We start from the raw sequence: 2,417 nt of genomic DNA on the forward strand, positions 1-2,417 counted from the left end.
AGCGCCCCCCGGCCCCCCCCCGGGGGGGGGGGCCCCCGCCCCCCCCCCCCCCCCCCCTCGGCGTGTCCGGGGTCGGGCGTGGCCCGCAGGTGGCCCGGCCGGGCGGTCGGGGACCCGCCGGTCTGCGAGACTGCTGGCGCGCCCCGTACCGCCGGAGCACGACGAGAGCGACCGAGAGGACCTGAACGCATGGCCGAGCTGCACTACCCGAGCGACGACTTCCCCGCGCCCGTGGGGGTGCGGCTCGACGCGCCCGACCGCTGGGTCCCGCTGCCCCACGTCGCCCTGCCGCTCGCGCTCGGGCGCGAGGTGGAGGAGGGGGAGTTCAACCCGAACGTCATCGTCGTCGTCTCGCGCATCCGGGCCGAGCAGACGCTGGACGACGCGCACGCCGAGGTGCTGCGCAAGCTCAAGCCGCTGCCGCGGCTGCGTCAGCTCGACGGCGGTGACGTGGACGTGGACGGCCTGCCGGGGCGGTGGGTCGAGGCGTCCTTCAAGGGCGGCGGGGGAGCGGTGCTGGTGCAGTCGGTGCGGACGGTCGTCGTCCCGCGCGGGCCGGTGGCCGACCTCGTCCAGACGACGGGGACGTGCACGCTCCTCCAGCACCCGTGGGCCGCCGCGGAGATCCGCGCCGTGCAGGAGAGCCTCCGCGTCGACCGTTGAAGCGCGGCGTTACATTCGCCCGGATCACAAGACGCGGTATCCACCAGGCGAGACCGGTGAGACCCTGGTCATGGAGGAGAGGGCCCGAGTGAGGCAACCCTCACCCCAGTCGTACAATCGAGAGGTCTCCTGCGGCCGGTACCCACCGGTCGACGCGGAACGGCCCGTCGGCCGCGCGGGAGAGACCCCCGTCCTCGACCGGAAGGCGCACCGTCCTGTGAGCAGCATCCGTCCACTGCGCGTCGCGATCGTCGGCGCTGGTCCCGCCGGGATCTACGCCGCGGACATCCTGTCCAAGACCGACCTCGACGTGAGCATCGACCTGTTCGAGCGCCTGCCCGCTCCGTTCGGCCTCGTGCGCTACGGCGTCGCGCCGGACCACCCCCGTATCAAGCAGATCATCGTGGCGCTCCACAAGGTGCTGAGCCGCGGCGACATCCGCCTGCTCGCGAACGTGGACTACGGCGTCGACCTCAAGCTGGACGACCTGCGCCAGTACTACGACGCCGTGATCTTCTCGACCGGCTCGATCCGCGACGCGGCCCTGCCGATCGAGGGCATCGACCTGCCGGGCTCGTACGGCGCGGCCGACTTCGTGTCCTGGTACGACGGCCACCCCGACGTCCCGCGCACGTGGCCGCTCGAGGCGCAGCAGGTCGCGGTCCTCGGCGCGGGCAACGTCGCGCTCGACGTCGCGCGCGTGCTCGCCAAGCACGCGGACGACCTGCTGCCGACCGAGGTGCCGCAGAACGTCTACGAGCTCCTCAAGGCCTCGCCCGTCACCGACGTGCACGTCTTCGCCCGCCGCGGGCCCGCGCAGGCGAAGTTCTCGCCGCTCGAGCTCCGCGAGCTCGGGCACGTCCCCGACGTCGACGTGATCGTCTACCCGGAGGACTTCGAGTTCGACGAGGGCTCGATGGCGGCGATCAGCTCCTCGAACCAGACCAAGCAGGTCGTCAAGACCCTCACGGACTGGACGCTCAAGGACCCGGGCGAGAACACGGCGTCGCGCCGCCTGCACCTGCACTTCCTGCACGCCCCGGCCGCCGTGCTGGGCGACGGCAAGGTCGAGGCGCTGCGCACCGAGCGCACGCAGCTCAACGGCGACGGCACCGTCTCCGGCACGGGCGAGTTCCACGAGTGGCCCGTACAGGCCGTGTACCGCGCGGTCGGCTACTTCGGCTCGCCGCTGCCGGAGATCCCCTTCGACGAGCTCAAGGGCGTCATCCCGAACCGCGAGGGCCGGGTCATCGACATCGACGGCGAGCACATCCCGGGTGTGTACGCGACCGGCTGGATCAAGCGCGGTCCGGTCGGCCTCATCGGCCACACCAAGTCGGACGCGTCGGAGACGATCCGCCACCTCGTCGAGGACGTCACCGGCGCGGGCGACGGTGGCGACGTCGCGGCGGCGGACCTCGCGGCAGGCCGCGTCGCCCCCCTCGGCGACCCCGAGGCGGTCGTGGACTTCCTCCGCGAGCGCGGTGTCGACCACATCGAGTGGTCCGGGTGGGAGCTGCTCGACGCGTACGAGCGCTCGCTCGGCGAGCCGCACGGCCGCGAGCGCATCAAGGTCGTGCCGCGCGAGGACATGATCCGCGTGGCCCGCGGCGAGTCGCAGGTCGGCTGACCCGGCGGCCGCACCGGAACACCTGAGCACGGCCGAGGGGGGCCCACCCCCCCCCAGGTGGTGGGCCGAGGATTGCGAAGGGACAGGGGAATGGGCACAGGGGGGTGTTATAGTGGGGGCCCAC

At 72.9% G+C, this 2,417-nt stretch carries 2 protein-coding genes; both read left to right on the top strand.

Annotated features, from left to right (window positions below; genetic code table 11):
- Window positions 1-189 precede the first annotated feature (189 nt).
- On the top strand, window positions 190-663 hold the full coding sequence (locus ACFWH7_RS20975; RefSeq protein ID WP_378219615.1) for an LpqN/LpqT family lipoprotein: 474 nt from the start codon (window positions 190-192) through the stop codon (window positions 661-663).
- 217 nt (window positions 664-880) lie between these two features.
- Window positions 881-2,293 (top strand): FAD-dependent oxidoreductase, encoded by a 1,413-nt coding sequence (locus ACFWH7_RS20980; RefSeq protein ID WP_378219617.1) that lies wholly within the window; start codon window positions 881-883, stop codon window positions 2,291-2,293.
- Window positions 2,294-2,417: the final 124 nt, after the last annotated feature.

The organism is Cellulosimicrobium cellulans (assembly GCF_042723955.1).
In the GTDB taxonomy this organism is placed as follows: Bacteria; Actinomycetota; Actinomycetes; order Actinomycetales; family Cellulomonadaceae; genus Cellulosimicrobium; species Cellulosimicrobium cellulans_H.